Source organism: Photobacterium angustum (assembly GCF_003026365.1).
GTDB classification, from domain to species: Bacteria; Pseudomonadota; Gammaproteobacteria; order Enterobacterales; family Vibrionaceae; genus Photobacterium; species Photobacterium angustum.
This window is the reverse complement of the sequence record NZ_PYOM01000002.1, coordinates 252,770-276,829: the sequence shown is the minus strand read 5'-3', so window position 1 is coordinate 276,829 and position 24,060 is coordinate 252,770. Positions and strand designations below refer to the sequence as shown.

Here is a 24,060-nt window from a genome sequence, read left to right as displayed (position 1 = left end):
TGCATTTGTTGCTGTGTAAATTACCTGTGATATCTCACATAAAGAGTTTAGTGACTTGTTTTTATCATGCTCATTAAATAATCGTATGTATTCAAACAAGTTGGCTTATTAAGTAAATGCTGCTTATCGACAGTAGGTAACGGTAATATTTCTAACCAACGTTGACATAACCAGCTGAGGTTATTGAAGTCTTTGCATTTGTAGAGTTCATCAAGATCAGGGAATTTTTCAAACATTTTCTTTAGACGAATCGCAAGTAATTGTTGTTCTTTATTGATTGTTATCTCTTCCCAGCAGGGTAAAGACGTTGTCTCTCCCCAAAATACACCGTCTGTTGTTTGTTTTATCGATTGGATCTTAAAATTGTTATGACCCGAAACGGTAAGCTTTATTAACTGAGAGCCTCTTTCTTGATTGAAATCATCAATCGTGACACGAGTACCGATATGAAATAAATGTTGAGCTTCCTTTTTGTCGCTATACATACAGATGCCTAACCCATCTGTTGAAGCGAGTGCAGCTTTCAGGGTAGGTGTTTGATCTACAGGTGAGATATAAATTTGCATCCGACCAGAAGGAAGAACATGGCGCTTTTGAAAAAGTAGTGGTAATACTTTAGCCATAATGCACTCCATAACAAGATTTACAATGCCTAGTTATATAGACATTGCAAAACTGATGCCGACTAAAAGCTAAGGCGTTCACATGGCTTTGTCGTTGACTTCATGAGCTTTTTAATCGGAGTACGCCCATTCTTGACTCAAAATTAAGTTAATCAGACTTAATATTGATTGCAGTTTGAAAATCAACATTTGCAAAATCACATTAGATTGGTGTCATTTTTGACGCTCAATTATTGATAATGCCGATTCGGTAGGAAGCAGTTCTAAATGACCTAACTCATCAAAATACCAACCTTTTATGAGTCCTTTATCACGCATATCTATAAAACCATCAACGACTTGTTGTGCAGCACTTTGTGCTGAGTCTGCATCAATACCATCTTCTCGTTGTAAATAGAGCGCGATATCTTCGATTGAAGCCGATTCCATTATATTTGCCATAATATCCTCACTTTTATTGGTCAATTGCGGCCTAAATTATTAACTAGTATTGTCGTGATCCTACTCGAAAGGTAGAATACAGACTGTTTTTTTCCAATATTTGTCAAATATGGAAAAACTCTGATACTTTTATATTAAGAAATGCTGTTGTGTAATATTCTCTCAAGGAACGATTTGCTTTGCATAACTGCCATAACTCCGAGCATTTTTCACTAAGTTACTAAGAGATGTTGAACATTAATATATACGTTCAAAAGTTGATAGGTGATTAATGCCAGTGACGATTTGTCACCAGGGTTTATTTAGAAATGAATTGACCTCCCGTATTTGGAAAGGTGTTCCGTGGCGAAACAATTAGAAGATAGTTTCCATCGTAAGTTTTATTACTTACGACTCTCTGTTACAGATGTCTGTAACTTCAAATGTACCTATTGCTTGCCAGATGGCTATCATCCAACAGAAAAGAAAAAACCTTCCTTTTTAACATTGGATGAGATTCAGCGAGTTGCCTCAGCGTTTGCTGAGTGTGGCACCAGTAAAATACGTATCACAGGTGGTGAGCCGAGTTTACGTCGTGATTTTACTGATATCATCAAAACGGTAGCTGAAATCCCTGGGATCAATAAAGTAGCGACAACCACTAATGGTTATCGTATGGCTAAGCACGTCCACGAATGGCGCGATGCTGGCTTAACGCATATCAATGTCAGTGTTGATAGCCTTGATCCTAAGATGTTTTATCAAATTACCGGTGAGAATATGTTCCATCAGGTAATGGATGGTATTGATGCGGCTTTTGATGCCGGTTTTGAGCAAGTTAAAATTAATACGGTACTTCTTAAAGACCTTAATTCACATGAACTACCTAAGTTTTTAGAGTGGATTAAAACTCGCCCAATTCAATTACGTTTTATCGAATTGATGCAAACTGGCGAAATGGACAGTCTTTTTCAAAACCATCACCTTTCAGGGGTGAGTATTCGTAATCATTTGATCGCTAATGGTTGGCTACTGAAAATTAAAGGTAGTAATGACGGCCCAGCACAAGTTTTTTGTCACCCCGATTATATGGGCGAAATTGGCTTGATCATGCCTTACGAAAAGAATTTCTGTCAAAGCTGCAACCGTTTACGAATTTCTGCGAAAGGCAAATTACATCTTTGTTTGTTTGGTGAACAAGGTGTTGAGTTGCGTGATTTACTGGCAAGTGATGATCAAAAAGAATCATTAATTGCACGTATTCAAGCTGGGCTGGGTGAAAAAGCGGTTAGCCATTTCTTGGATGAAGGCAAAACAGGTATGACGCCAAACCTAGCATCCATTGGCGGTTAATTCAGTCTACTTTTCCTACTTTTATTGAGCTTAGTTGAGATACATATCTCTACTAGGCTCCGTATCGCTTCGTTGAGGAACGATTAAATAATGAATCAATTTACACATATTAATGCATCAGGTGAAGCCAACATGGTTGATGTTTCTGCTAAAGCAGAAACCGTTCGTGAAGCGCGCGCAGAAGCTTTTGTTCACATGGCAGCCGAAACATTAGAGCTTATTGTGTCAGGTCAGCACCATAAAGGTGATGTGTTCGCGACAGCGCGTATTGCTGGCATTCAAGCGGCGAAAAAAACCTGGGATCTGATCCCACTTTGTCATCCGTTGCTACTTTCGAAAGTTGAAGTACAGTTAGAAGCGATTCCTGCTGAAAACAAAGTGCGTATTGAGTCTTGTTGTAAGCTAGCGGGTAAGACGGGTGTAGAGATGGAAGCATTAACAGCAGCTTCTGTTACCGCATTAACGATTTACGATATGTGTAAAGCAGTACAAAAAGATATGGTGATTAGCCAAGTGCGTCTTTTAGAAAAAACAGGCGGTAAATCAGGTCACTTTAAGGTAGAAGCATGATTAAGGTTCTCTTTTTTGCACAAGTAAAAGAACTTGTAGGTACTGATAGCCTTGAAGTTGACGCGGTTTATTCTAATGCTGATGCGTTACGTGAGGCATTGGCAACACGTGGCGACAAATGGCAATTGGCATTAGAATCAGGCAAGTTACTTGTTGCTGTCAATCAAACTATTTGTTCACTAGATACGCCATTAACCGATGGTGATGAAGTAGCATTTTTTCCACCAGTAACAGGGGGATAAGTGATGATTTCTGTTCAGTTTGATGATTTCTCGGTTGCTGATGAATATGAAAAATTAGCAGAAGGCACTGAAGCTGGCGCTGTTGTAACTTTTATCGGTAAAGTACGTGACTTTAATCAAGGTGATGCCGTGACGGGGCTATCTTTAGAGCATTACCCTGGAATGACGGAAAAATCGCTTCAAGAGATTGTTGATCAAGCATACCAACGTTGGCCATTGCTTAAAACTCGTGTTATTCACCGTGTAGGTGATTTAGCATTAGGTGATCAGATTGTGTTTGTGGGCGTAACAAGTGCTCACCGTGGCGCTGCTTTTGAAGCGTGTGAGTTCATTATGGATTTTTTAAAAACCCGTGCACCTTTTTGGAAAAAAGAACAAACACCAGAGCAAAGCCGTTGGGTAGATGCTCGAGAAACGGATACATCAGCCGCTGATCGCTGGAACTAGCGAATGAATAAAAATAAAAGGAGCCGAAAGGCTCCTTTTTTTTACTTATAAAACAGTAGATGGTTATAGGTTATTGTGATTGGTTATTCTTCTTGTTCTTATCACGTGTTATCACGCTAGATGGTACGTAATTAGGGCGAAAACGTGATGGACTTGGGCGTGACGCACAACCTACTGGTCTCATAAAATACTCTTTAAATGGAATTGAAGGGGGTTATTTTTTAATATTTTTAAAACTAAGCATAAATACTTTACATTAATAATATTACCCCTCTTTTTTATGTTTTGTATGTGAAATTATGGATAAATATGTCGATATAATAAAACTATCTATCAGTAAAATTGTTAATCATTTTTAGTTATTTAAAAAATAAGAAATAAAGTTTTATGACAGATTAGAGGCGAACTGCGTAGATGTGTGCCATATTTTAAATGCGGTTAGTTATTAAATAGAAATTGGTTGCTGGTGTTAGACCAAGCAGAACAAGTGGTAATTGAGGTCTACTGGCATAGCTTGACAGCGGAGGGTTCAATGAAGCACAGACGCGTATCTAATAAGAAAATGAAACAAATTATGCATGATATTGGCATGACAGATCAGCCAGAGGATGATGATTCACAATTGCTATTAGAGCAAAGAGAACAATCAGTAAATGACGATAAACAATTGATTAAATTAGATAGCGAAAACAAGTAATTCCCCTATAACATTTGTATAAAAAAGCATCGATAGTATCGGTGCTTTTTTGTGCGTGAAATAAAAATGTAAACACAATGTTGTGAAAATGTTTTGTTTTGTGGTTTTATGATCTGTCGTTTTGGTTTTATTTGAGTTTATTTACTGCTTATTAGGCTATTTATTGGTTTTATGTAGTGTTATTTTCTGTTTTTTAAGTGTTTATAAAAATGAAACGTTAATTACATTGTTATTAATAGTGTTAAAAACTAATTAATAGTGATCTTCTTAGCATAAAGAAGCTTTCAATTGTTAAAATATGGTAAATATAGTTATGTTCTGGTAACGTTTTGAATAATTCTTCGGTTTGATTGGCCTGTTTTAGGATAAAAACTAGCCAATAAAGCTATTTAAAATAGCCAAATGAAGAACGTCACGGACGTTATAAACTGATGTATTGGAGTAATGCATGTACAAGAATAAAATCACTCAAGCACTCATGGTGAGTGCAAGTTTTGCCGTAGCCGCCACTTCTTTTTCTTCTTTTGCGGCACAAGTCCCATCCGATGTAAAACTTGCTGATAAGCAAGAGCTTGTTCGCGGTAATGGAACAGAGCCAGAATCGCTGGATCCGCAAAAAGTATCAGGTGTACCTGAATCAAATGTTATTCGCGATTTACTTGAAGGGTTAGTAAACCAAGATAGTAAAGGTAACTTAGTACCTGGTGCCGCTAAGTCGTGGGAAACAGCAGATAATAAAACTTGGATCTTCCACCTTCGTGAAGATGCAAAATGGTCTAATGGTGATCCTGTTACTGCGGATGATTTTGTTTATACATGGCGCCGTTTAGCGGATCCAAAAACAGCATCTCCTTACGCGTCATATATTCAAATGACAACAATGGCAAACGCTGAAGATATCATTGCAGGGAAAAAACCAGCAGATACATTAGGCGTTGAAGCGGTTGATACACATACTTTAAAAGTAACATTAGATAAGCCAGTCTCTTACTTTGCATCCATGCTTGTTCATACTTCAATGAAACCAGTAAACCAAAAAGTAGTTGAAAAGTTTGGTGATGATTGGACGAAAGTAGGTAATTACGTATCTAACGGTGCATACAAGTTAGATAAATGGGTGGTAAACGAGCGTATTGTACTGACTCGTAACGATAATTACTGGGATAACAAAGATACGGTTATTAATAAAGTTACATACCTCCCAATAGAGAACCAAGTGGCTGGAATGAACCGCTTTTTAGCAGGTGAATTAGATATAACTAATGAAATGCCAAATGAGCATTTTAAACGTCTTGAAAAAGAGTATCCGCAAGACGTAAAAGTCACTCCTTATTTATGTTCTTATTACTACGAATTTAATACGAAACGTAAACCTTTTGATGATGCAAATGTACGTAAAGCATTGTCATATGCGATTGACCGTGACGTATTGGCGAAATTTATTGTAGGTAAAGGTGAGACACCAGCTTACAACTTTACACCATTGGCAACCAATGGTTTAGAAGTTGATATGCCTGAATATTCGAAGTTAGATCAGAAACAGCGTCTAGCTAAAGCAAAAGAACTTTTAAAGGCGGCTGGTTACGACCAAAACAACCCTCTTCAATTTAACTTGCTTTACAACACTTCTGAAAACCATAAGAAAATTGCTGTAGCAATTTCATCTATGTGGAAAAAGGGACTGGGTGTAAAAGCAGTACTTGAAAATCAAGAGTGGAAAAGTTACCTAGACTCTAAGCGTCAAGGAAACTTTGACGTGTCGCGTGCAGGTTGGTGTGGTGATTACAACGAAGCATCAACATTCCTAGCTATCATGCATAGTGGTCACTCACAAAACTACCCGAAATACTCTAGTGTGGCATATGACAAAGCGATCGATGATGCAATTCTAGCAAAATCTGACGCACAGCGAGCGGCTGATTATAAACAGGCAGAAGCGCAACTAGCCGAAGATATGCCTATTATGCCGATCTACCACTATGTTAATGCCCGTTTGGTTAACCCACAATTAGGTGGGTATCCAATGGAAAATCCAGAAGATAATATCTATTCAAAAGATATGTACTTCAAAGCGAAATAATTCGCGATAAATAAAAATAATAATATGCAGCCTTCGGGAAATGAAGGCTGCTCTTTGCACTCACAGCAATTACGGTAGCGTTTATGTTTAAATTCATAGCTAAACGGATTTTAGAAGCCATACCGACTCTCTTGGTATTGATCACAATTTCTTTCTTCTTGATGCGTTTTGCGCCAGGAAATCCTTTTTCAAGTGATCGTCCACTTCCACCAGAGGTTATGGCAAATATCGAAGCGAAATACGGCTTAGATAAACCAGTTTTAGAGCAATATACCACCTATCTTGGCAATATTGTCCAAGGTGATTTTGGTCCTTCTTTTAAATACAAAGATTTCACTGTTAACGAGTTGGTGGCAAAAGCCTTACCTGTATCGGCAAAAATTGGCTTTTTCGCCTTTATTTTTGCGTTAGTGATGGGGGTAGCTGTTGGTACTATTGCGGCATTGAAACAAAATACTTGGCTCGATTATACAATTATGTCCACTGCGATGGCGGGAGTGGTCATGCCGTCCTTTATTCTCGCACCTGTTCTTATCTACATTTTCTCGATTAAGCTACAGTGGCTACCTGCGGGTGGGTGGCAAGACGGTTCTACAAAATTTATGTTGCTACCGATGTTTGGTATGGCGCTTCTTTATGTCGCGACGTTTGCCCGTATTACTCGCGGTAGCATGATTGAAACGTTAAACAGTAACTTCATTCGAACTGCGCGTGCGAAAGGTTTAAGTTACCCTTATATCGTAATTAAGCACGCTTTAAAGCCTGCACTTCTTCCTGTTGTTTCTTATATGGGACCTGCTTTTGTTGGCATCATCACGGGCTCTGTCGTTATCGAAACCATTTTTGGTTTACCGGGTATTGGTAAGCTATTTGTAAATGCAGCGTTTAACCGTGACTATTCTTTAGTACTTGGTATTACTATTTTGATTGGTTCATTAACCATTATCTTTAACGCCATTGTGGATATTGTTCTCGCAACAATTGATCCTAAGATCCGTTACTAAGAGGCTAATAATTATGATGTTAATGAAAAAAGATAGTGTAGAAGCCTTAGAGAACTTTTCTGAAAACTTGGAGATTGAAGGCCGTAGTTTATGGCAAGATGCGCGTGTGCGTTTCATGCGAAATAAAGCGGCAATGATTTCTTTAGCGATTTTATTCTTAATTACCTTTGCCGTTATTTTTGGCCCAATGTTTAGCCAATATGCGTTTGATGATACCGACTGGTATGCGCTACATGCCGCGCCATCATTCGGTGCTGAAGGACACTTTTTTGGTACTGATAGTTTGGGTCGTGACTTGTATACTCGAACCCTAATTGGTGGGCGGATCTCACTGATGGTCGGGATTTTAGGTGCATTAGTCGCGGTGGTGATTGGTACGCTATATGGTGCTGCATCGGGATTCATTGGCGGTCGAACTGATCGCGTTATGATGCGTATTCTAGAGATTTTATATTCAATCCCATTTATGTTCTTCGTGATTGTTTTAGTGACGTTTTTTGGTCGTAACATCATGTTGATCTTTATTGCGATTGGTGCCATTTCATGGCTCGACATGGCCCGTATTGTTCGCGGTCAAACCCTGTCTTTACGTGGCAAAGAGTTTATTGAAGCCGCACATGTTTGCGGCGTGAGTCGCTGGCGTATTATCACTCGTCATATTGTGCCTAACGTATTAGGTATTGTGGCGGTTTACTCAACATTACTTGTTCCGTCAATGATTCTGACTGAATCCTTCCTTAGTTTCCTTGGCTTAGGGGTACAAGAGCCGATGACTAGTTGGGGCGCACTGTTACAAGAAGGATCGCAAACAATGGAAGTGGCTATTTGGCAGTTGATATTCCCTGCAAGCTTCATGGTTGTGACATTGTTCTGTTTTAACTACGTGGGTGACGGTCTACGTGACGCATTAGATCCAAAAGATAGATAAGAGGATGAAGCAAGGCAAGAAACAAAATGGTTAACAATAATAAAGTTTCCAATGCTTAGTTTCATTTATAAGGACGTAATATGAGCTTATTAGATGTAAAAGATCTGCGTGTCGAATTTACTACCCCAGATGGTATTGTTACTGCAGTTAATGACTTAAATTTCTCGCTTAACCTTGGTGAAACCTTAGGTATTGTGGGTGAATCAGGTTCGGGTAAAAGCCAAACCGTTTTTGCTATCATGGGTTTACTCGCTAAAAACGGCAAGATCAGTGGCAGTGCTAAATTTGAAGGCAATGAAATTTTAAATATGCCTGAAAAGGCGCTAAATAAAATTCGTGCAGAACAAATCGCGATGATTTTCCAAGACCCGATGACATCGCTAAATCCTTATATGAAAGTGAGCGATCAGCTCATGGAAGTATTAATGCTGCACAAAAACATGAGTAAGTCTGAAGCGTTTGAAGAGTCTGTTCGCATGTTGGATGCGGTTAAGATCCCAGAAGCACGTAAACGGATTAGCATGTACCCACATGAATTTTCAGGCGGTATGCGCCAGCGTGTGATGATCGCAATGGCGTTATTGTGTCGTCCTAAGTTGTTGATTGCTGATGAACCGACAACAGCACTTGATGTAACCGTTCAAGCGCAGATTATGGAATTGCTGAATGATTTGAAGAAAGATTTCAATACTTCAATCATTATGATCACTCATGATCTTGGTGTTGTTGCGGGAAGCTGCGACAAGGTACTTGTGATGTATGCTGGTCGAACGATGGAATACGGTAAGATCAATGATATCTACTATCAACCAAGCCATCCTTATACCGAAGGTTTACTTCGTGCTATCCCTCGTTTAGATACTGAAGGCGAGGAGTTACCGACTATTCCTGGAAATCCGCCGAACTTATTACGTTTACCTACGGGGTGTCCATACCAAGATCGATGTCATCGTGTATCGGCGCGCTGTAAACAAGAGTCGCCGATCTTAACTCCGTTCGATGATGGTCGCTTACGTGCGTGTTTTTCTGATATGGGGGCATGGTAATGAGCACAGAAAAGAAATTACTATTAGATGTAAATGATCTTAAAGTTCACTTCAATATTGCTGCTAAATCAGCATGGCCATGGACACCACCACTTAAATTAAAAGCGGTTGATGGTGTTAATATCCGTATTTATGAAGGTGAAACACTTGGTGTCGTGGGTGAGTCAGGTTGTGGTAAATCCACTTTTGCTCGTGCTGTTATTGGCTTAGTTGAAGCGACGGATGGGCAAGTGGTTTGGCTTGGTCAAGATTTGACAAAGTTGAAACGTGAAGCGTTAAGAGAGAAACGCAAAGAAATTCAAATGATCTTTCAAGATCCATTGGCATCATTAAACCCACGTATGACGGTGGGGGAAATTATTGCGGAGCCATTAAAAGCATTTTATCCAAAGCTTTCAGCGGATGATGTGAAGCAACAAGTACAAGCGATGATGGCTAAAGTGGGTTTATTACCTAACGTGATAAACCGTTATCCTCATGAATTTTCTGGCGGACAGTGTCAACGTATTGGTATTGCGCGTGCACTGATCTTAAAACCTAAAATGATCATTTGTGACGAGCCGGTATCAGCACTTGATGTATCGATTCAAGCTCAGGTTGTTAATCTACTTAAATCGCTACAAAAAGAGATGGGGCTTAGTTTGATCTTTATTGCCCATGATCTTTCGGTTGTGAAGCATATTTCTGATCGCGTGTTGGTGATGTATCTTGGTAACGCAGTTGAGATGGGTGAAAGTGATGCATTATTTGCTGATCCTAAACATCCTTATACTAAAGCCTTAATGTCTGCGGTACCTATTCCCGATCCAGAGCTTGAGCGTAATAAGCACATTGAATTATTGGAAGGAGATTTACCTTCACCAATGAATCCCCCTTCAGGCTGCGTATTTAGAACCCGTTGTCCAAATTCAACGTCATTATGTGCAAAGCAAAAACCAACTTTGCAAGGTGGTGATGTACATGCGGTATCATGTTTACATGTAGCTTAGTGAGCTTTTGATAATATTCTCCAACAAAAGAAAACACGGCAATTATAGCCGTGTTTTTTTATATTCTAGCTGTTGTTTATATAACGTTTTTAGATTGATATTTTTTTAATATTTTCGTGAATGGTTGTGGTTTGCTATAAAGAAAACCTTGGTGGTAGTGAACTCCCATAGTGAGTAAGCACTCTGCTTGTTCAATGGTTTCTACGCCTTCTGCGACTACCTCAACTTCTGCTTTATCAGCAAACGCCACCAATGAACTCACAATAGAATTTTTGTTATTACAATCTAGTTCATCAATAAATATTTTATCGATTTTGATGGTAGTGGCTTGTAGTTTTTGTAGTGCTAGAAAATCACAATAGCCATTACCGACATCGTCGAGCTTGATTTGAATTCCCATATCATTAAGTTTCTGGCATACATGGCTGGCAAGTTCGATGTCTTTTATTGGAGCTCGCTCGGTTAATTCAAAGGCTAAGTTATGAGCTTTGACTTTGTAATGTAGTAAAGCATTACGTGTGATTTTTACTAGTTCAGGATCTTGAAGCACACTTGCACTTAAATTAATACTGAAGTAATAAGGCAGCGGTTTACCGTGATGCAGCATTTCCAGTTTTCGAATATCTTTCGCAACCGTATTAATGAGTTGAAAAGTCAGTGGAGTGATAACTCCGTTTGCTTCACATTGTGGAATAAACTCATCAGGTAAAATGACTTTACCTTTTTTTGTTTCCCAACGGATCAATACTTCATAGCCACAAATCTGCTGTTTATTGGCATCAACAATAGCTTGGTAATAGGGGATAAGGTGATTTTGTTTAATCGCATTTTCTACCAAAAATTTGATGATGCTAGCGCTATGATAGCGGCGATAGCATAAGTAAATCAGTGCGCAGGTAAACAGTACCAATAATAATAATAAATAGGGTTGTATCTGTGCTCGGTAAGTATTGATTACTGTTGGTGTTGAATAATACTTTAACCATGCTTTGTTGTTTAATGACATGGTTAAAATAGGTTCAATAATATTTTGAATGTCGCTACTAATATGTTTATTAGAGAATATTTTGCTGATCGCACTTTTTGGGTCGCCGGTAAATAGCGTTGTTTGATTACCTTCAATCATCTGTAGCCAGCTATTTTGTGGCAAGTTAGCGAGCAATGGGTTAGTTGGTTGTTGTATGATATCAACAATAACGCTACCGCCAATTAGCTTTTTATTGTATTGAATAATTGACTGATTATTTTTTCTGTTTGCAATTAAAGTTATTTGCGGATCTAGACTAATACGTTTGAGAGGTGATAAATATAGTGAACTGATATCTCGGTGGTCACTGCATTTTTTACCACTGTTAGTAGTAAGTTGAATCGAAGCAATCTGCGGAGAGTAATAACTGATCTTTTCTAATTCTGTAATATCATGTTTATCGCAAGTATATGATAAATGATATTGTAAGTTATCAAGTAAAATGGAGGTAGTTTTTATCTCATTAATATAAGCATGGTAACGCTGGGCTTCTAAAAAACTTAAATGTGATTTGAATAACTGAGTACTGACTTTTTGAGAGGATAGTGTAACTAAAATAATGACGATTGCGAAGGTCATAAAACCAATAGCAAAGTTAAAAAAGGTAAAAGAAAGACGCTTTAATTTCACAGTTATTATACTCAATCAGTTAAGGTTAAAGATCAAAATAATAATAGAGAAAGGTATAAATTCTTCTACTTAATTCCTCTGAAAATTAAAGTTCAATAAGGCATATCTACAATAAAAATTTTAAGTTATTTTATGTGTTTTCTTGATGATAAAAATGATATTACCTTTTAACTGTAGGTTATCTTAAATTGATAAAAATGTGATAAAATAGAATTAAACGATTGACTTTTTGTTGTGTTTTAGAGCTATATTTAACTTTTTATTATGATTTTCCAAATTTAAAAGCAATATATTATATTCCTTTTTTCACTACTTATCTTGTATTACACATATATTTGATAAAGTATAATTTAAAAAAAGCAACAGTCATTGATAGTGAAATAACGTTAGGAGACATAACTGAAGGCTATATATCAATAAGATAAGTATGTAATTGAAACATTAGTTAATTAAGCTTTCTTTATGGTTTTTTTAGCATTTTTTATGTTGCATTATCTTTTGTAAGTTATTAAATTTATGTTTTTGTTGGGTTTTGTGTTTTCCGTTACTGGAGCGATGGGTGTTATAAATTGCTTCCTATCTAATCGGTGGTGTTCTGATTTTTTAATTCAATATTATTCATAACATATGAGTTAACCCTGTATCTTTCTCTTGTTAATGTTCATTTATAGGGACACCTAGTCAGTATTAATAAGGTGTGGAAATAATTAATAAGAAGATATACGGAAAGCTTATGCCTTTGTTATCAACATTAGTAAGATTCATATTATCTTTATTGATATGTATAACTGGTTTATCTGTGCTTCCAGCGCAAGCTAATATTACCGATGATTTGGTGGTAACAATAAGTGCACCAAAGAATTATGATGCAGGTTCATCAGTTAAATATACATTAACCATTAAAAATAATTCTGAAGATACTACTTATAAAAATATAAATTTAAATGCATCAATTGCAGATATTACTACGATGCTTGATTCCGGAGGTGAAGGTAATGCCTTTTCTTCTGTTTCTAATAAAGTTGATACTATTGGTAATAATAGTGATGCTGGTGTATTTAATACTTCTGGGAATCTAGTGTCGACAAATATTGTAGTTGCTCCTTCTGAGTTAATTACTTATATCATTACAGCTAAGACTGTTGAAAATGCTATCAGCGATATTAATACCAGTGATCATGTTTCATTTAAAAAGGGCTTCTGGTTTAAAAAGAAACTAGATGCGGTTGTCACTGGTTATTTACAGCCAGAGCTTTCTATTACTAAAACCGTTGCTAATACGGCATATCAAACAGGTAAGAAAATTACCTATACCGTAGTGGTTGAAAATGCTGCTCATGCCGGTACTGCACGTAATTATCATGTGATTGATACGCTTTCATCAATCCAGTCACAAGCGGCAAATAATAATATCGACGACAATAGTAACTGGTCACATATCGATGAAGATAAGTCTAGCCCGTTTACATCATGGGATATTATTGTCGCCGTTGAAAACGGTGCTGATTCTTCATTGTCTTCTCCTCTTAAAGATGCTGATCTTGATGACACAGTGACATTACCTGCTAAGGGTAAAATTACCTATACGGTGACAGCGACAACAACAGCTGTTGCTATTGCAGAGATCAGTAATAAAGCATTGTTGCTTGATGCAAAAAAACAACAAGTTGCTGAAACTGCATTAGTGAATACAAACACTCAGCTTGTAAACACGACAGAGAATACGAAAAGGGTGATTGAAAGTGAGTATTCACCGGGTGATGAAATTACTTATGTATTAAGAGTTACAAATAAAGATAAGCATAAGTTTGCTAACAACATTAGTTTATTAGATAAACTGATGACATGTCCTACCACTACGCAATCGACAGGTGCAGATGAGGCGCCATTTGAGTATTGGTATATCGACAGTATTGATGCAGAAAATACTGCTAAAGGTACTGATGCTGGTGTTGCTGCGAATAACCCGTCGGCACATCGAACGGATAACATTAACTTTGTGGTCGATTTAGCGCCAAATTCTTATATCGAATATACGATCAAAGCAAAAGTGAAAGACACCACGATTGGACATATTCAAGATTCTAATGCTTGTGGTGATGACTTTGATGAATCTGGCTCTGGTATTGATATGCCAAAGGGTAAGATCCAAATTAAGAAATCGGTAGATCAAGACAAGTTCACTCCGGGTGAAGATATTACTTATACCATTGAAGTAAAAAACCCATCGAATGGTTTGTTACTTGATATTCCTGTGGTTGATAAATTAAATGAAATCACGGCAGAGAATGCTGACGGTAAGAAGGTATATCCATTTACTGATATTCATGTAACGACAGAGCAGGGACCACATTCTAATCCTGATGTTAATGGTGATTTAAATAAAAATCCTATTGATGTAAAAGCAACTATTTTCCCGAATGAGTCGGTGAAATACATTGTTACCGCTATGACTAAACAAGACATTGTCGGTGTTATCTCTAATACGGCTTATGCCGGTGAAGGTACACAACAAGGTAAATCAACTGTTATTACTATGCCTCGTTTAGAAAAATTAAAGATAGAGAAGCATGTTAAAGGCGCCAATCGTGATGGGGGGCGTGCGTACGGTTATAACGATGATGAGTTTACTTACACCATTAAAGTAACCAATCCATCTCCAGCGGGCTTTGCCAAAAATGTGACAGTGACGGATGCTATTTCTCAAATAAAAGCTGAGTTACTTGAAAAAGCGGGTGAAGAGGTGCCTGTATTCACGTCATGGACCGTATCAACGGATACTGACGGTGGGGCGGAAGTTGTTACAGCGTCTGAAAATAATGAAGATTTAGAGAGTGTTATTAATGTTCCAGCTGATGGCTCGGTAACATTTATTGTAACGGCACAGATTGATCCTCGTCGTAAAGATCACGTGGTTTGGGGAAAATTCACTAACCAAGCACAAGCTGAATTAGCACGTACAGGTGACGTCATCAAAACAACTCACGTTGATGTCGTTCCTGCTGAGCCGCGTATTCGTTTACGTAAATTAGTTTCAACAGAAACATACACCGTTGATCAGCCACTTGATTACACCATTGATATTCAAAACTACGAACGTGATGGTTATGTGAATGATGGTCATGTTACTGATTCTATTTCTAGTTTGGGTATTTTTGATTCGTGGAAAATTTGGTGGGAAGTGATTGATGATGATATAAACTCATCAACGACAGATCGCGGTCAAGGTACTGAACTGTTTGGTTTTCCTAACTCGGAATCTTCGGCAATGAACGGGACGAAAGATTTAGATCGTGCTCGTTTTGATTTGGCTCCTCATCAAACGCTTCGAATCCACGTTAAAGGGATTGTGTCTCATAATGCGATAGGTAAAGGAATAATCACTAACGTTGCAACTGTTGATGACAATTCAGGTGAACATTTTGATGCCTCTGTGGATGTAAAAGAAGACGGCGTGACGGGTAATAGCGTTAGTATTTATAAGTATGGCGATCCTGATTTTAAACGTTACCACCCTGGCGATAAGTACACTTGGACTGTACATGTTGTAAATAACAGTGCACATCAAGTTGATCATGTCATTGTTAGCGATCAGATCTCAGGCCTTGATATTGCACTAGCAAATAATGGTGATAACCATGACGCCGATACGACAGGAACACCCTATCGTTCTTGGAAAATAACCAAGCAGATCGGTAGTGGTAGTTATCAAGCATTTGATACAAATGTTGATTTAAGCGATCACATTTCACTGAAGGCAAAAGGTGAAGACGGTGATAGCGTTACTTACCAAATTACAGCCATCATTAAAGACAATGTGGTTGATGATTGGCTACAAAATGTTGCTAAAGTGACTTATCGTTCACCTAAAAATGGTCGAATGGAAGAGATCACAGCTTATGCCGATGCATCGGTACAACGAGCATCAACCGGTGGAAATATCACTCGTCATTTAAGTGAATCTCATTATATTCCGGGTAAAACAGAAATCGTTTATACCGTCACGGCTTCTTCAAACTTGGGCTACATGAATAACAAAGCCATTTTGGAGAACCTAGAAGGCTTGAAAGTTAAGACCATTAATAAAGACGGTACAACCTCAGAAGGTAATCCGTTTGATCATGGTTCAGGTCCTGAATTCACGGTTGACGTTATAAAAAAAGAATCAAAAAAAACTCACGATGCACCATCAACTTCAACAGATGGCAAGGTAGACGGTACCGTTGCTGATAATAAGAATATCGATACGGTGATTGATGTCGCTCCGGGGGAGAAAGTGATCTATACCGTAACAGGTAAGATCCGTGAAGATGCTGTGGGTGATATTACCTTTAATAACGATTCTGATTTAGTGGTGGAGCCTTATGAACCTAAATTGGAGATTGAAAAAAAGGTTGATCAGAAAAGTTATGAACCCGGTAAATCATTACATTACACCTTAACCGTTAAAAACACGGGAAAAGCTCATGCTTTTGATGTGCATGTTAAGGATTTACTTGCTGATGTAATGGTGCTGGATGTTGATGGTAATCAAGCTCCTGCGTTCTCGTCTGTTACAACAACGGACAAATATAGTGGTGAATATAAAACATGGTATTTCGCTGGTCATTATGACAAAGCTGGTAGCATAAATACAACGGACACCATTATTCCTTTAGGTGGTACTGCTGTTTATAGTGTTAATGCTGTCGTAAATAAGGATGCGGTTGGCCCAATTACCAATAACTTAGATGTGAATGGTAATACCACCGAAGTAGTCACTAACCCCGTTGCCGGAAAATACATTGCTAACAAGACGATAGTTGCATATTACGATGATGAGAAAAATAAACTGCCAGATCTTAAAGGCTATATGCCGGGTGGTTACATTGAGTATCAAGTGACGGTAACCAACCAAAGTACTGCGAATATTGATAATTTATCGATAAAAGATGATCTATCTTCTATCACTGCAAAAACCGTTGATAGTGGAGAAGAGCCTGTTTTTGATGATGTATTGATTGACTACGCTTTTGCTCGTCAAGATGCATTTAGTAAAGTGGAAGGCTTTGCATCTTCAACTCAAGTACTTGATACAAAAGTTGATATTGGTCCTGAAAATGTGGTGACGTTTAATATTAAAGCGCATATTAAGCCTACCATTGTTGGTACATTCCAAAATGTGGCAAATGTTGGAGACAGGCTACATCCTAAATCTCCTGTCTCTAAAATGCTGCCAGCCAATGTTGAGCTAATGAAAATTGTTATGGATAGTGCAGGTAAGGAAATCAAGACTTACCAACCGGGCCAAAAAATCCAATACAAAATTGAGTTATCAAACAAAGGTTACGGTACGAGTTACACCGTGGCATTGAAAGATGAATTAAGTAAATTACTTACTAATGTCGCTGAGTTATCAGGTGACGGTAAGCAAGATCCAACAGCTACTCCTTTCAGCCATTGGACTGTTAATACGCCTGTATTTGACGGTAGCATTACAACAATCCCACTGACAACTGGGCAGAATGATATTAAAGCTAAGGCTGTGCTTGCGCCTAAAGTCGGCAAAATAACGATTTTAGTGGATGCTACCATTAGCGATGATGCATTGGGGGATATTACCAATACAGCAGTGTTCGGTAAGAAGAGTGATGATGCTGTATTAACACCTGAGTCTAAAGATATTAGTGCATCAAAAAATGTGATTGAGCTTGATGGTAAGCCGTTCACATCGAATAGCTATTATATTCCAGGACAAAAAGCGACATATGAAATTAAGGTTCAAAATAGTTCAAATAACTGGGCTAATGACATCACGGTTAAAGACGTTGTATCACATGTAAACGTTGATGTAGCGGGTGATAAGAATGAGCCTGCTTATAGTGATTATCGCATTACTTATCGTGTTGAAGGTGGTGTATCTGGCTTGCCTGATACCTTTGTACCTGTAAATACGCCTTTAGATAATAAGCAGCTTGATACTGAACTGGATATTGCGCCACAACAAACCGTGTACTTTACCGTTGAGGCAATGATTAAAGATACCGCGGTTGGTGTGATTGAACCTAACCACGCATTTGTGAATGGTTTAGATAACAGTTCACAGGAGATCCCACCACAAAGTAGTGGCTTTATTATTGATAAAAAGGTGGCAGATGAAGATAAAACTTTCACGCCTGGGCAAGAGATCAACTACACCATCACAGTAGAAAATACAGGTGATGCGTGGCTGAATGATTTGCCGATCAAGGATGAAATAACGACTATCTTAGCTGATATTGCTCATGATGCGACATCACCGACTGAAGGCGTAGCTTTTATCTCTGTATCAGTAGAAGCGAAAGCATCTGATGGCTCATTTGTTACAAACAAAGTAGCGAATAACATTGACGCTGTAGCTGATATTAAACCGAAAGGGTCGGTGACATTTACAGTGACAGCTGTCGTTGCGGATAACGTTATTGGTGCAATTGATAACACCGCTTATGCAGGAAGTGATAATACGCCTTCTGAAATTGTCACTATCACGCCTAAGCAAGGTGATTTTGAGGTAACCAAAACAGCAGATACTGAGACATATGTAACCGGTCAAGAAGTAACGTACAGCGTAACGTTAAGTAATAGTAGCGATGCTTGGATCTCCGATATTTCACTTCAAGATCAAGTAACGAAGATTGTTGCTGACTCTCATGCTGGAGTAAAAGTACCTGCATTTGACGCATCTAGTATTAACTTTACTTGGATATCAGAAGGTGCAATTAAGAGCTTTGTTAATGTTAATTCAGCGAATGAATCAGCGACGGTATCTTTAGCGCCAAAAGGCAAAGTGATCTTTACCATTAAGGCGAAAGTAGCTGACAACATTGTCGGTGACATTATCAATGAAGCAATAGCCAATGATAAAGCCGCAGATGTGACAATTACTCCTAAAGCAAGTGAATTTGATATTAATAAATCAGCGGATATTAAAACATTTGTACCGGGACAAGTTGTTACTTATACCGTTACCGTAAATAACACAGGCGGTACGTGGTTAGATGATCTTCCAATTAAGGATGATCTAAAAGCAATCCAAACTGATGTGATTGGAACTTCAGGCAGTAAAGAGAAAGGCAATGCCTTTAGTGCAATTGAAGTAACAGCATCTTCAACGCCAGATTCAACAGTTACTAACACAGCAGCCGATACTATTGATGCAACGGCTGACATTAAGCCGCAAGGCAGTGTGACATTTACGGTTAAAGCAACGGTAGCAGCGAATGTTATCGGCAATATCGATAACATAGCCTACGCAGGTAATCACAACACACCATCAGAGATGGTGACAATTACACCAGAATCAGGTGACTTTACCTTAACGAAAACGGCAGATATTGCTGAGTTCGTGACAGGTCAGGAAGTGATTTATGTAGTGACACTTGAAAACAGCAGTGATAGCTGGATCACTGATATTCAGTTATCAGATAAAGTTTCTAAGATCATGGCTCTATCTCACGATGGTAATGATGAAAATGCATTTGAATCGTCAAGTATTAGCTATGAGTGGCATGTAAAGGGAACAGATAAAAGCTATATCGAATCTGATCTTGCTAATGAATCAGCGGTAGTGAATCTTGCTCCTAAAGGTGCTGTTGAGCTAACAATTAAAGCTAAAGTCGCTGAAAACGTGGTTAGCGATATTACCAATGTCGCAACGGCGAATGATAAAACGGCAGAGGTAACGATTGTTCCTAAGAGTGGTGACTTTACTATTACTAAATCGGTTAATAAGGCAACCTTTGTGCCGGGTAAACCAGTCACTTATACAGTAACAGTAAAAAATACAGGTGGTACATGGTTAGATAACTTCCCGATTAAAGATGATCTAAAAGCGATTGAAGCTGATATCGCACATAGCGCGAGTTCACCCGTTAAAGGTGTGGTATTCAGCGTTGTATCAGTAGTTGCTAAAGCATCTGATGGCTCATCTGTAACCAATAACGTCACTGACAATATTGATGCTATTGCAGATATTAAACCTGACGGTAACGTTACTTTTACGATTGAGGCTACTGTAGCTGATAACGTGATTGGTGCAATTGATAACACCGCTTATGCAGGTGAAGAAAATACGCCATCTGAAACGGTAACAATTACGCCAGAGCAAGGGGACTTTGCGTTAACTAAGAGCGCTGATACTGATACCTTTATTCAAGGTCAGAAGATCACTTACACAGTTACATTGTTAAATGATTCTGATAGCTGGGTAACGGATGTACTGCTAAAAGATGAAGTATCAAAAATCGAAGCATTTGATCCAACTGGTACAAAAGTAGCTGCGTTTGATCCAGCAACGATTAAGGCTTCAGCAACATCTGAAGGTAGCCTTGGTAGCTTTGTTGATATAAATACTACTAGTGAATCGGCAATGGTAAGTCTTGCGCCACATGGCAAAGTACACTTTAACATTGAGGCGAATGTTGCAAGCAATATTGTTGGGGATATTACTAATGTGGCAATGGCGGGTAATAAATCTGCTGAAGCGATAATTACTCCAACGCAAGGTGAATTTACGCTAGAGAAAGCCGTAAACAAGCCAACGTTTGTACCGAGTGACACCATGACGTACAGCCTAACTCTGAAGAATAATTCAGATGCATGGATAACAAATGTAAAAGTGACAGATGCATTTAATAGCATTACAACTGAACTTGCAGGTCATCGAACAGGGTTAGCTTTTGATAAATCATCAATCAAAGTGATATCTGGCAAGGTCACTACTGGCGAAGGTTATGTCAAACCTAATCCTGATCGTAGTTTATCGGCATTAGTGGACTTAGCGCCAAACAGTGAAGCGGTGATAACCGTTGATGCTCAGGTTACAAGCGATGTTGTCGGTAATATTGCCAATACTGCCTATGCGAATGATCAAGCTTCAAATGAAGTGATTATCACGCCAGAAGCATCTGAAATCACGATTGAGAAAACAGCTGATATTAGCGAGTTTGTTCCAGGTCAAACCGTGAATTACACAGTGACAGTGAATAACACCAAAGCGAGTTGGGCGACGAGCATAAATATCAAAGATGAAGTATCAAAAATTGAAGCTGAAATTGCTGGTGGCACACCAACGTCACCATTAACAGGCAGTGCTTTTGATGCCAATTCGCTTGTGATGAAAATTGCTGACTTAGGTGATAGCAAGGTTGTTAGGCAAGAAAGCAATGAAAGTATCATTTTAGATATCGCGCCTAACGCTTCAGTGGTGGTAAATATTGCTGCAAATGTGAATAAGAACGTGATTGGATCTATTACCAATATCGCTCATGCCATCGACACTAATGGTGATGATCATAATGCTGAAGTGACAATTGAGCCTATTGAAGGGGCTGTTGTTTTAACCAAAGAAGCAATGAACCCAACCTACCAAAATGGTGGTGAAGTAGGTTTTGATATTAAAGTTGAAAATACTGGTGCAGGTTTTGCCGCTCATGTAGAGCTACAAGATCTGATCAGCAAAATAGAAGCAACAACAAATTTAGGTCAATCAACACCCGCATTAACACATTGGAAAGTGAGTTATATTGCTGGTGATGAAAACACCAAAGTGATGGATGTCGATTTAAACAAACTAAAGCAAGATTTACCTGAAAATAAAGATGTGAATGTGGTGATGGATATTGCGCCGCTAGATGCTGTGATATTCACCGTAATAGGCACTGCTGCTAATGATATTATCGATGATATTACTAACACTGCGAGTATAACAGTTGGTGAGAACAAGCAGGAGTCAACGGCAACCGTAAAGCCTGAGAAAACTAGTTTTGAAGCAACCAAAGCAAGTGTTGAATCACATTATATTATTAATAAGGGTTTAAGCTTTGAGTTAAGCATCACTAATACATCGAACAACATGATTGATGACATGGTTGTTAATGATGATATGAGTGAGATAGAGGTGAAATACCGCGATGGCTCAATAGGTCCTGCTTTTGTAAAAGGCAGCACAAAGTTTGTTGTAGAGACCGTTCCACAAGGCGCACAGGTTCAAGCGCAAACAGAGACTCAGTTCTTACTTGATCTGCCTCCAAAGCAGACTGTTACCTTTAGAGTCATTGGTACTGTGGTTGATAGTGCTAATGGATCTTTGCAAAATATTGCAACGGTGAATGATCAGGATATTCCTAGTAATTTTGTACCGCCATTACAACCTGATATTACAGGTACTATTGTTACGACAACGGACTATGATGCTAATAATACGGGGGATGACGAATTTATCTATGTTCTGGGTGGAACCGTGGTTTATACCATTACTTTAGAAAATAATACGGACGCATTTGCTAACAATGTTGGCTTTATGAGTGAGTTTTCAAAAGTGAATACTGCAGATTATAGCGGTCGTCAAATCCCAGCTTACACAGATTGGAGAATCGTAACGAAAGCGACAGGAACTGAACGTGGTACAACGGTAGGTAGTTACACTGATGGTAAAGATGTACAAACGGGATTGCACATCGCTCCACACAGTAAAGTGGTTTATACCTTTACGACCACAGTAGATAAAAATTTAGTGGGTGTTATCGACTATGCAGCCTTTTATTTAGATAACAAGGCAATTGTTAAAGCGACACCTCGTAACATTAATATAGGAAAGCTAGCATCAACAGTAAAACCTATGCTCCCAGAATACGACTTGAAGCTAACAAAAACAGCATCAAAAGCAACAGCACAAGTGGGTGATGTGGTTGAGTATGAAGTGATAGTGGAGAACGACAATAAAGCGAACTTCTATGATGTCTCGGTTGTCGATCATTACCCTGCTGGTTTTCAGTATGTTGAGGGTTCAACCCAAATCGTTCACAGTGGCTCTGATGGTGAATTTGATACGCCAGATGATGAACCTTTGAGCCAAGAGCCAGCGATGTCGGGGCAATTAACCTTTAGAAAAGTTAACCTGAAATCAAATGAGAAAGTACGTGTACGTTATTTAATGCGTGTTAGTACCGGGGTGACATTTGGTAAATATGTGAATACCGCCGTTGCGCAGATACGAGGTGAAGATAAGTCGAATACCGATAAAGCGACAGTTGAAGTCGAAGCGGATAAGTTATTTGATACGGCATCCATCATAGGTAAAGTATTTGAAGACTTAAATGGCGATGGCTTCCAAGCCGATGCAACAGCGAAAGGCATTACTGTAAAAACGGACTTTCCGAAAGGGGATTATGTTGCTAATTCAACAACCTTAATGCGTGACGGTAAAACGACAGTAGTGAGTGATGTGAAACAAGCAGCACCTATTAGCAGTGCTATTACAGTGAAAACATTGATGGGCCAATCGCAAAACCGAACCTTGAAACAAGGTAACAAAGCTGTGCTCCGTTTCAAAACGACAACAGCTACATCGTTTGCCTTTAGCGTAACAACAAGCAACGGTACTCATGTTCACTTTGGTACTGATGGTAAGATCACGCGCACATTAACTGGTGATACCAAACAAGGGCTTTCAGCGGAGAACCTCAATGTGACACGTAATCTATACCAAGCAAAAACAGGATATGTTTGGGAAATCGTGATTGAAAACGTGGGTATTTATGAAGATGGTATTCCTGGAGTTCGTTTAATTACCACGGAAGGGATCAAGATCGAAACCGACCAATTTGGTCGTTACCATATTCCTGATCAATGGGTAAAAGACAATAAAGGTAAGAACTTCCTTGTGAAAGTTGATACTGATTCTTTACCAACAGGAATGAAAGTGATCAGTGAAAACCCTAAAGTGCAGCGTATAACACCACACGCACTGGCGAAGTTTAACTTCAGTGTTCAGACCAAACATTAATTAGTTAAGTGATAAATCAAAGGCTGATGCATTCTCATCAGCCTTTTTAATATCTATTTTTACAGACTCTTTTTGATATCAAAGAGTCGCTCCCATACCCATTAATTTAATGAGTACTGGCCCATCATTTATATAGTAATGAATAACAGTGTACGTATTAATCTATCTTGTCCTGCTGTTTTATATCTCTAGATATATTTC

Annotated in this window: 14 protein-coding genes and 1 riboswitch; of the genes, 11 read left to right on the top strand and 3 right to left on the bottom strand. The window is 38.5% G+C overall.

The genetic code is table 11. The features are described 5' to 3' along the window. Positions 1-47: 47 nt before the first annotated feature. Together CTN01_RS03265 and CTN01_RS03260 are read right to left on the bottom strand one after the other, a co-directional pair. Entirely contained in the window at positions 48-623 is a 576-nt protein-coding gene (locus CTN01_RS03265; RefSeq protein ID WP_045149548.1) for an LON peptidase substrate-binding domain-containing protein, read from the bottom strand. A 213-nt stretch (positions 624-836) separates the two neighbouring features. Next, positions 837-1,064: a hypothetical protein gene (locus CTN01_RS03260; protein ID WP_045083343.1), complete on the bottom strand. Its 228-nt coding sequence runs from the start codon at positions 1,062-1,064 to the stop codon at positions 837-839. Between the two features lie 184 nt (positions 1,065-1,248). Beyond that, positions 1,249-1,418, top strand: a riboswitch (molybdenum cofactor riboswitch). Here CTN01_RS03260 and moaA point away from each other — a divergent pair. The 10 genes from moaA (at position 1,407) to oppF (ending at position 10,399) form a co-directional block, all read left to right on the top strand. Further along, positions 1,407-2,396 (top strand): GTP 3',8-cyclase MoaA, encoded by a 990-nt coding sequence (gene moaA / locus CTN01_RS03255; RefSeq protein WP_107342083.1) that lies wholly within the window; start codon positions 1,407-1,409, stop codon positions 2,394-2,396. It overlaps the preceding riboswitch by 12 nt. 90 nt (positions 2,397-2,486) lie before the next feature. After that, a complete protein-coding gene (gene moaC, locus CTN01_RS03250; RefSeq protein WP_045149546.1) occupies positions 2,487-2,966 on the top strand; it encodes a cyclic pyranopterin monophosphate synthase MoaC in 480 nt (159 codons plus the stop codon). Continuing rightward, positions 2,963-3,208, top strand: coding sequence for a molybdopterin synthase sulfur carrier subunit (gene moaD / locus CTN01_RS03245; RefSeq protein ID WP_045149544.1), 246 nt, complete (start codon positions 2,963-2,965; stop codon positions 3,206-3,208). The genes moaC and moaD overlap by 4 nt, the downstream gene beginning before the upstream one ends. A gap of 3 nt (positions 3,209-3,211) precedes the next feature. Continuing rightward, complete coding sequence (gene moaE / locus CTN01_RS03240) at positions 3,212-3,655, top strand: molybdopterin synthase catalytic subunit MoaE (protein ID WP_005368817.1); 444 nt, start codon at positions 3,212-3,214, stop codon at positions 3,653-3,655. 532 nt (positions 3,656-4,187) lie between these two features. Beyond that, positions 4,188-4,352 carry a hypothetical protein gene (locus CTN01_RS03235; protein ID WP_230626967.1) on the top strand — a complete coding sequence of 55 codons (165 nt, stop codon included), beginning with the start codon at positions 4,188-4,190 and terminating at the stop codon, positions 4,350-4,352. Between the two features lie 448 nt (positions 4,353-4,800). Beyond that, complete coding sequence (locus CTN01_RS03230) at positions 4,801-6,432, top strand: ABC transporter substrate-binding protein (RefSeq protein ID WP_045149541.1); 1,632 nt, start codon at positions 4,801-4,803, stop codon at positions 6,430-6,432. Positions 6,433-6,515: 83 nt separating this feature from the next. Beyond that, a complete protein-coding gene (gene oppB / locus CTN01_RS03225) occupies positions 6,516-7,436 on the top strand; it encodes an oligopeptide ABC transporter permease OppB (protein ID WP_045149540.1) in 921 nt (306 codons plus the stop codon). Between the two features lie 16 nt (positions 7,437-7,452). Continuing rightward, positions 7,453-8,364, top strand: coding sequence for an oligopeptide ABC transporter permease OppC (oppC, locus tag CTN01_RS03220; protein ID WP_039872485.1), 912 nt, complete (start codon positions 7,453-7,455; stop codon positions 8,362-8,364). 80 nt (positions 8,365-8,444) lie between these two features. After that, positions 8,445-9,410, top strand: a complete 966-nt coding sequence (gene oppD / locus CTN01_RS03215; RefSeq protein WP_045083348.1) for an ABC transporter ATP-binding protein — start codon at positions 8,445-8,447, stop codon at positions 9,408-9,410. Further along, complete coding sequence (gene oppF, locus CTN01_RS03210; protein WP_005368804.1) at positions 9,410-10,399, top strand: murein tripeptide/oligopeptide ABC transporter ATP binding protein OppF; 990 nt, start codon at positions 9,410-9,412, stop codon at positions 10,397-10,399. The genes oppD and oppF overlap by 1 nt, the downstream gene beginning before the upstream one ends. A gap of 76 nt (positions 10,400-10,475) precedes the next feature. Here the strand turns inward: oppF and CTN01_RS03205 are convergent, their stop codons facing one another. Further along, positions 10,476-12,056, bottom strand: coding sequence for an EAL domain-containing protein (locus CTN01_RS03205; protein ID WP_045149539.1), 1,581 nt, complete (start codon positions 12,054-12,056; stop codon positions 10,476-10,478). A gap of 799 nt (positions 12,057-12,855) precedes the next feature. On the opposite strand from CTN01_RS03205, the gene CTN01_RS03200 reads away from it, so the two are divergent. Then, positions 12,856-23,859 (top strand): DUF11 domain-containing protein, encoded by an 11,004-nt coding sequence (locus CTN01_RS03200; protein ID WP_244156080.1) that lies wholly within the window; start codon positions 12,856-12,858, stop codon positions 23,857-23,859. Positions 23,860-24,060 lie beyond the last annotated feature (201 nt).